General features: G+C 34.3%; 14 protein-coding genes. 8 read left to right on the top strand and 6 right to left on the bottom strand.

Translation table 11 applies throughout. From position 1 onward, the window contains the following. The 6 genes from MK119_RS23900 to MK119_RS23875 form a co-directional block, all read left to right on the top strand. Positions 1 to 457 (top strand): hypothetical protein (locus tag MK119_RS23900; RefSeq protein WP_290684195.1); only part of this gene is annotated, 457 nt, incomplete at its 5' end. Positions 458 to 523: 66 nt separating this feature from the next. Next, positions 524 to 727 (top strand): hypothetical protein, encoded by a 204-nt coding sequence (locus MK119_RS23895; protein WP_290684193.1) that lies wholly within the window; start codon positions 524 to 526, stop codon positions 725 to 727. Next, positions 724 to 975, top strand: coding sequence for a hypothetical protein (locus MK119_RS23890; RefSeq protein ID WP_290684191.1), 252 nt, complete (start codon positions 724 to 726; stop codon positions 973 to 975). The genes MK119_RS23895 and MK119_RS23890 overlap by 4 nt, the downstream gene beginning before the upstream one ends. Continuing rightward, a complete protein-coding gene (locus MK119_RS23885) occupies positions 956 to 1,198 on the top strand; it encodes a hypothetical protein (protein WP_290684189.1) in 243 nt (80 codons plus the stop codon). Before MK119_RS23890 ends, MK119_RS23885 begins: the two co-directional genes overlap by 20 nt. Continuing rightward, entirely contained in the window at positions 1,179 to 1,934 is a 756-nt protein-coding gene (locus tag MK119_RS23880; RefSeq protein ID WP_290684187.1) for an N-acetylmuramoyl-L-alanine amidase, read from the top strand. Before MK119_RS23885 ends, MK119_RS23880 begins: the two co-directional genes overlap by 20 nt. Before the next feature lie 2 nt (positions 1,935 to 1,936). Further along, positions 1,937 to 2,554: a YqaJ viral recombinase family protein gene (locus MK119_RS23875; RefSeq protein WP_290684185.1), complete on the top strand. Its 618-nt coding sequence runs from the start codon at positions 1,937 to 1,939 to the stop codon at positions 2,552 to 2,554. Between the two features lie 59 nt (positions 2,555 to 2,613). On the opposite strand, the gene MK119_RS23870 is transcribed toward MK119_RS23875, so the two are convergent. The 6 genes from MK119_RS23870 to MK119_RS24500 all read right to left on the bottom strand — a co-directional run bounded on the left by MK119_RS23870 (position 2,614) and on the right by MK119_RS24500 (position 5,311). Then, on the bottom strand, positions 2,614 to 2,979 hold the full coding sequence (locus MK119_RS23870) for a hypothetical protein (protein ID WP_290684183.1): 366 nt from the start codon (positions 2,977 to 2,979) through the stop codon (positions 2,614 to 2,616). 26 nt (positions 2,980 to 3,005) lie between these two features. Further along, positions 3,006 to 3,356: a hypothetical protein gene (locus MK119_RS23865; protein ID WP_290684181.1), complete on the bottom strand. Its 351-nt coding sequence runs from the start codon at positions 3,354 to 3,356 to the stop codon at positions 3,006 to 3,008. A gap of 4 nt (positions 3,357 to 3,360) precedes the next feature. Then, positions 3,361 to 3,996, bottom strand: coding sequence for a lambda exonuclease family protein (locus tag MK119_RS23860; RefSeq protein ID WP_290684179.1), 636 nt, complete (start codon positions 3,994 to 3,996; stop codon positions 3,361 to 3,363). Continuing rightward, the gene (locus tag MK119_RS23855; protein ID WP_290684177.1) at positions 3,980 to 4,690 is read right to left on the bottom strand and encodes a hypothetical protein; all 711 of its coding nucleotides are present in this window, start codon (positions 4,688 to 4,690) and stop codon (positions 3,980 to 3,982) included. The genes MK119_RS23860 and MK119_RS23855 overlap by 17 nt, the downstream gene beginning before the upstream one ends. A gap of 23 nt (positions 4,691 to 4,713) precedes the next feature. Next, on the bottom strand, positions 4,714 to 4,962 hold the full coding sequence (locus tag MK119_RS23850; protein ID WP_290684176.1) for a hypothetical protein: 249 nt from the start codon (positions 4,960 to 4,962) through the stop codon (positions 4,714 to 4,716). A gap of 148 nt (positions 4,963 to 5,110) precedes the next feature. Further along, on the bottom strand, positions 5,111 to 5,311 hold the full coding sequence (locus MK119_RS24500) for a helix-turn-helix domain-containing protein (protein ID WP_366512872.1): 201 nt from the start codon (positions 5,309 to 5,311) through the stop codon (positions 5,111 to 5,113). A 162-nt stretch (positions 5,312 to 5,473) separates the two neighbouring features. On the opposite strand from MK119_RS24500, the gene MK119_RS23845 reads away from it, so the two are divergent. Both MK119_RS23845 and MK119_RS23840 read left to right on the top strand, forming a co-directional pair. Further along, complete coding sequence (locus MK119_RS23845) at positions 5,474 to 5,944, top strand: hypothetical protein (RefSeq protein ID WP_290684175.1); 471 nt, start codon at positions 5,474 to 5,476, stop codon at positions 5,942 to 5,944. Positions 5,945 to 6,210: 266 nt separating this feature from the next. Then, positions 6,211 to 6,687, top strand: coding sequence for an NUMOD4 motif-containing HNH endonuclease (locus MK119_RS23840; protein ID WP_290684173.1), 477 nt, complete (start codon positions 6,211 to 6,213; stop codon positions 6,685 to 6,687). Positions 6,688 to 6,746: the final 59 nt, after the last annotated feature.

The raw sequence follows: 6,746 nt of genomic DNA, 5'->3' as shown, positions 1-6,746 counted from the left end.
AAATAGAAGTATAGAATCTAACTGGACACAAACTGGTTATAGAATGGATAGAGCTACATTAGGTCAATTGAGTATTGGTGGTCGTGGTTCTAATAGATCATTCCATGGTAAAGTAGCTGCTTTTATGACTACTACTCTTAAGACAGATGAATCTATGCCTACTACAACTGAAGTTGAAACTATGATAACTGACCCTATGAAATGGCTGCAAGATTACAAAGTTGGCAATAGTTACAGACAGTGCAATAGTGGCTCAAATACTAATAATTTCCAAATAGGAAATACTAATTCTAGTTGGTCTACGCAGGTTTGGTTGATGGGTGATGGTAGCAATGATAACTACTCTAACATGATTAGAAACAGAGTTAACCCAAGTGATCAGAACTACACTAAACTAAACTTGATTAGCATGGTAAGTAACGACATAGAGACGATCAACATCAATGGGCTAACTTAATTATCTAACTAATCTATCTAAAAGATGTCCCAATTTTTAGCCCCTATTTTATTAACTATATGCGCTTTGGCTATACTATCATTGTGTTTCATGTATGTATATGAAACTGCGATTAGTATAAAAAATGCACGTGAATTGCGAAAACTTGAAGAAGAACTAATACAGAAACGTATTGACGCAATAGCAAAGCAAGACATAAAAATAGATCGTTTGATAGCATATTCAGAGCGCATTATCAGACAACACTATGAACTAATAGATAAACTATGACATTGCAAGAACTGTTTGAAAGAATACAAGCAACTAAAACAGCTTATGTAGCAGCTAAATACAAGTGTAAGCACTTAGCGTTTGCACTTGTGTTTTGTGTTGTCGCATCTGTCTTTGTACTGCAAATAGACGACACACAAAACAAAGATTTTTATATACCAGAATTATTTAAAATTGACGCAGACATCTTTAACATAGATGATTTTGCACAACTAAAAAAGCAAGAAAATGAACACATTAAACATTGAAAACGATGGCATGTACGCAAATTTTAGCGGACATCTAAAGATCGAAGTACTAGACAGTACAGAAACTAAGTATCTACTATCATGTAATACTCATGATCTACTCAAACCATTTTGGATTGACAAAGAAGAAGCTACAACAGATGACAAAATAGACCCTGATAAAGTGATCCGATGGCTACTAAAGAAGCTAAACAAGTATTTCAATGGACAACAGGAAGATTAAGCAAGTAGTCAAAGATCTGCGTTTTTTAAAGTCTCAATTAGAAAAACAGCTTAATTTACTGACAGATCTTTTAGAGGACAAACAGCAGCCTTCTAAGTACTGTTATGCTATTAGTGCTGGTCACGGTGGAATTGATCCCGACACGGGCAAATATGTGACTTATCCTAGTAAATTTAAGATACATGATAACTTAAACTTGCATATAGGGAACATGTTTTGTGAAGGTGTATTCAATCGCATTATAGCCGAAAAGCTTATCAAGCGCATGGACGAAGTAGGACTGACTTATAAACGGTTCTATCACGATTACAAAGACTGGTCACTACGCTATAAATCTGCACAGATAAACGAGCATCACAGGAATAGACAAAAGTGTATCTTGTTTGAATTACACAGCAATGCAAGTAGCCAAGGTAAAGCACGAGGATTTTGTGTATTTACATCTAAAGGTCAAACAAGCTCAGATAGAATAGCATCTGAACTTTGGCACGAAGTTAAAACAGCATTTGAAAATGTAAGCGGTTTTAAGCTACTTAAACAGACTTACAACGATAACGATGTAGACTACGAAGCAGGGTTTTGGATGGTGCGTAATACTGCGTGTCCTGCTATCTTGCCAGAGTTTTTGTTTTTTGATAATCGTGAGGATGTACAGCTATTGATGAATGAAGAAATACAAGATATATATGTAGAATGTTTACTGCACACTGCTTTATGGTGTGAGCAAAATATATAAAAATGGATACTTTACAAGGTGTTTTTGCAGCGTCAGATGTTTACAGGCTTATTAGCAATCCTGATCAAAAAGCAGTACTTCGCAAAGGTGCAAAAACACTTTGTTTAGAAAAAGCTATAGAACAAGTAACCAGGCGACCACTTGAGAAATACAGCAACAAAAACATGATACAAGGCATTTTACAGCAGCCTAAAGCACTATCTATGTTTGAAGAAATAAACGAGCTACAAGCTATAAAAACAAGGTCGTATAGATGGAATGAGCATCCAACGATTTTACACAGTAAACCTGATGCTGTTATAATTAGAGACAATCAAAGAATAGCACTAGAAATTAAATGCCCTACCTTACCTTATCATTGCAAGTACTTACTTTGCAAATCTCCTGCACATCTATTCTATACAAGCAAAGCTGCCTATTGGCAATGTGTAGCGCACTTGGTATGCACTGACTTTGAAAAGTGTATTTTTGTATCTTACTTTGAAAATAATGAAGGCATACAACAAATAAAGATGCTTGACTTTGTGCCGTTAGATGGACATATAGAGCATTTTAAGCAGTGTTTGTTGTTAGCTGATGCAGAAAAGACAGCGTATATCAAACAGATTAGAGGGATATAAAAAAAGTCCGAACCCACCACAGGAACGGACTTAGCATATTATTACAGATTGTTAATAAATTACTCTTTTAATTTTGATATTATTTGGCTAGCTATTGCATTTACTTCTAATGACAGTTTATGACTTACAGCTCTATTGATAGCATCTTGTAACCCACCATGATCTAGCCATTTATGCACAGAATTTTCAACCATTTGAAAGATGTTATCTTTGGTTTTTCGTTCTATTATTTCAACTAGCAGTTTACCTTCTTCTATCTCATAAAACACTTTTTCCATTGCTTCGGCTGCTTGTTGCTCTATCATTCCATTTATCTCTTTTAATTTTAAATTTATCTGAGTTGGCACTATTGAAAGATTGAGGCTAGCATCAACCATAGAGTTAAAACAATTGTCGTTTGAGTTTATAAATTTTCTATTTGACATAATAATGTTTTTTAGTTGTTGTTTAATTATAGTTTATCTTGGTTCATGTATGAGCGTAAAGTCACACCGCAATATTTTGTAATCATAGCTGCGCATGTAAATTCATTTAAAAATATAAGTCTAACAGTGCAATTATCTGACACTATCAAAATACTAGCATTAGCCACACTTTCAGCATATGACCAGTTAATTAGATATTTTGTGTCGTTTATCTCTATGTAATCTGATGTAATTTTTATGTTATCCCAAGTGACCGACATATCAGATTTTTTATCTAATATATCTAAGACAGTTTGTCTATTTACTTTGTCTAACTCTAATTGAGCAGTGCAGATGTTGCACAATGCTAATGCGAATATCAATATTATGTATTTCATAGTTCTATTTTTTGTACAGCTTAACTAGCTGTTGTTTTTTCTGAATAGCTTTTAACAGGCATTTCTTTAACTGCTGTATGTCTTTATCGTTGCGCTCAACACGAAGTATAAACAGCTCTTTAACATCTAAGCTAGGACAAAAAGACACAAAGTCTATGTAATCAAAACTACCTACTAGCATTTGTTGCATAATTTGCCAGTAGTAATTTTTAGCTACTTTCTTTAAGTCTGCTGCTGTCTCTATCTCCATATATTTACAATGTGTATGCAGTGCAGGGCATTTAATTTCAATAGCAGCGTTTTTATTAAGTATCACACGATCAAAACTAGCACCTACTTGATTGTTTTCTGACCAAAGATCTAAGCCTGTTTCTGCTAGCATTTCATTCTTACATTCTGCATATCTAGCAGCCGCAATGGGTTCACAATCTATACCATGTTGCATTGCTGCATTGATAGTAATTACATCCTGTTGCTGTCCTGTAATTTCTTCTAATGCTTTTTTTCTGATGTAATCTAAAGCGGTTAGTGTTAGTGTAGAAGTGCAAACAAGCTTTGCTGCACTCGAAGCTGTAAAGACACCGAGACGAGCTTTTAACCACTCGTCGCTGCCTTGTTGTAGTCTATCCGAATTGCTCATCCTGTAATTCTTTTATTCTGTCTTGAAATAACCAACTAAATTTGCGCAAAGCGTAAACACTATTGCTAGCATATAGGTCTTTTACTTGCTGCGTAGTGGTACATTTATCAAGCTGATCAGTTAAGCTATTTACATCAACCTGTTCTGCTCTAGCATTTTGAACAGCACGAGATTCGTAGTTATCAACGTGTTTGCGATTTAGATCACGTCCAAAAATAGCACCTAGAGACTTTGCAGCATTTTTGATGCAGTCACTTAATAGATGCGGGCTATCTTGTTCTAAGCTGTTTTTTAGCTTAGCGTTAATATCTGTAATCTCAGCGCCTTTTTTTTGGCGTATCTGTGTTGCTGCTGTACCTGTGCGCACCAACCATTGATTTGCTACAGGGTGGAAATAGTGTAACTCAATAATGCCCACTAGTTCATTTCCAATTACCTTACAGTCAAAATTTCTAGTTTGCCAAAGCCCCGCAAACATTTCATCCAGTAGTGTTTGAATATGACTGATAGGCAAGTAATCGTAATAAACTTTATTGCCACGTTCAAAGCCTTCACGCTTTTTTATTTGCTGTTTATTTGGCTGCTTGGCTACCTGCATTTGGAACAACCCTAGTGCGGTTAGCTGGTCTTTATTTTGACTTATAAGATCTTTTGCCCTGTCCAGTGTGGTTGGAACTTGATTAGTAATATCCATAATAATTGAGTTTTGTTAATTGTTTAAAAATTTTTATTTATTAATTCAATTTCTTTTTGTGCAGATTGTATATGAATCTTGTGAACTTGTATTTTTTCTTCTAGCTTTTTAAGCAAATGCTGTTTTGCATCCTGCACAGTATCCCAGTAGCTATAGAAATTGCTGCGTTTTCTTATTGTGCGTCCATTGATCCATACACTTTTTTCTGTGGCTCGATCAACTTCTACGACTTCAATTAGTTTATAGTATTGACCTGTTCTGTACATTTTCATAATAATTGAGTTTAATGTTTAAAATAATGCGTTGTCTGTCAAATATTCTGCATACCGTGTGTACATCTCAAAAGTAGCAATGCACACAGTGTAATACATAACTTTAATAGTATAGTCAAGATCTGATACTATATAATGCGTAGGTTCTTTACGCATCTTGATGCAATTTAAAAATATCTTCTACAGATGTTTTAAAAAACTTAGCTATTAACAATGCGTGTAGTATGTTTGGTTGGTGTGAGTTACTACACCAATAAGATACAGTAGTATTACTGATGTTTAGGAAGTCTGCTAGCTCATATGCCCTTTTGTTTCGACTTGCTAGCAGTTGTTTTATTGTATTTTTCATATAGTATTGCTTTTTTAGTCAAATAATGTAGTGTAAATATACGATTATTAACTGAAAAAGCAAAAAGTTCTTTATATTTTTTAAAAACATTGTATTTTTAAGAATAAAATGCTATATTTGTAACTGTAATCAATTAACAACTTTCAAAACTCAATTATTATTATGAACTTATCTAGAAATCATTACTACCAGTCTTTATTGAACCAAGAAGTTGACTATATTAATACGTACGTAAAAGGCAAACGAGTTGAGGATTTAAACAGCAAAGTTGATGTTTGGGACCATGGTACTATATACAATAGCCAAATTAGCATTGTCAATATTGATCAGCAGCAAAAAATAATTTTCTTACTCGATAACGTTGCCGACTGGATGATCTTCGGTATGATGTCAAGCAGCTATACTTGTACATCGCATGAACATTTTGATTATCTACTTGAACAAGATTTTGAGCAGGTGCATCAAGCTTGCATCGACTTCTATAATAGTCAAATTGCTACATCTAATTTTAGACGCACTTTGCAGTATGGCTATACGCACAAGTTTAGCTTTCGCACGGTTAGTGCAGAGCCGCAAGGCGTTGACCCATTTGGCGATGATGTGCCAAGTGCAGCACCTAGTGACTTCAGATAGTTTTTATACACAACACATTTAAAGCCCTCGAATTCGAGGGTTTATTTTTCAAAACTCAATTATTATGGAAAAGAAATTTTATAAGCTTATACCTGGATCAATATCTAGAATGTCTAAATTTAAAGCTGAATTAGAAAAAGCAGGACATCAAGTAATGGTGTATGAGTTCACATTATATTATCAATTATACTGGTAGGATTAACAAACTAAGCCTAGTTAAAGTACTCTAATTTGAGTGTTTTAGCTAGGCTTTCTAAATTTATACTATGCAGGAAATTTGGAAAGATATTCAGGGATACAATGGCGTGTATCAGGTGTCGAACATGGGACGAGTAAGAAGTTTTAAAAGTCGTAGTGTAAGAATTTTAAAAGGTCACAAAAACCACAAAGGATACAGGAAAGTCGAACTATCTATAAGTGCTAATAGAAAACATTTTTTTGTGCATAGATTAGTTGGCTTTGCTTTTTGTGGTGGTTATAAAGAAGGGCTGCAAGTAGATCACATTAACGGCACAAAGACCGATAATAGGGCTATCAATTTAAGATGGGTAACGCATAGACAAAATCAAGAAGCTTACAGATCGAATAGAAGTGTGTATGGAATAGGTATTAGAAAAAGAGGGCAAAGATTTAGATCGGAGATTCAGATGAATAATACTAAATATTATATTGGCACATACGACACACCAGAACAAGCTCAACAAGCTAGAACCGATTTTAAAGCTAAACATAACATAAAGTAATCTAAGTAGCTCAATTCCTGCACTGGTTTTGAGTTATTTTTTTATTTATTTTGCTGTTT

This window comes from Kordia sp. (assembly GCF_022447245.1).
Taxonomy (GTDB): Bacteria; Bacteroidota; Bacteroidia; order Flavobacteriales; family Flavobacteriaceae; genus Kordia.
Note: the sequence above shows the minus strand (reverse complement) of the source record. Positions and strands in the feature narration are given on the sequence as shown.

Bases quoted from the DNA above. Each gene is read 5' to 3' on its own strand.
- MK119_RS23860 (WP_290684179.1), bottom strand. From the start codon at position 3,996: ATGAGCAATTCGGATAGACTACAACAAGGCAGCGACGAGTGGTTAAAA.
- MK119_RS23845 (WP_290684175.1), top strand. From the start codon at position 5,474: ATGAACTTATCTAGAAATCATTACTACCAGTCTTTATTGAACCAAGAA.
- MK119_RS23850 (WP_290684176.1), bottom strand. From the start codon at position 4,962: ATGAAAATGTACAGAACAGGTCAATACTATAAACTAATTGAAGTCGTA.
- MK119_RS23840 (WP_290684173.1), top strand. From the start codon at position 6,211: ATGCAGGAAATTTGGAAAGATATTCAGGGATACAATGGCGTGTATCAG.
- MK119_RS23890 (WP_290684191.1), top strand. From the start codon at position 724: ATGACATTGCAAGAACTGTTTGAAAGAATACAAGCAACTAAAACAGCT.
- MK119_RS23870 (WP_290684183.1), bottom strand. From the start codon at position 2,979: ATGTCAAATAGAAAATTTATAAACTCAAACGACAATTGTTTTAACTCT.
- MK119_RS23875 (WP_290684185.1), top strand. From the start codon at position 1,937: ATGGATACTTTACAAGGTGTTTTTGCAGCGTCAGATGTTTACAGGCTT.
- MK119_RS23885 (WP_290684189.1), top strand. From the start codon at position 956: ATGAACACATTAAACATTGAAAACGATGGCATGTACGCAAATTTTAGC.
- MK119_RS24500 (WP_366512872.1), bottom strand. From the start codon at position 5,311: ATGAAAAATACAATAAAACAACTGCTAGCAAGTCGAAACAAAAGGGCA.
- MK119_RS23855 (WP_290684177.1), bottom strand. From the start codon at position 4,690: ATGGATATTACTAATCAAGTTCCAACCACACTGGACAGGGCAAAAGAT.
- MK119_RS23880 (WP_290684187.1), top strand. From the start codon at position 1,179: ATGGACAACAGGAAGATTAAGCAAGTAGTCAAAGATCTGCGTTTTTTA.
- MK119_RS23865 (WP_290684181.1), bottom strand. From the start codon at position 3,356: ATGAAATACATAATATTGATATTCGCATTAGCATTGTGCAACATCTGC.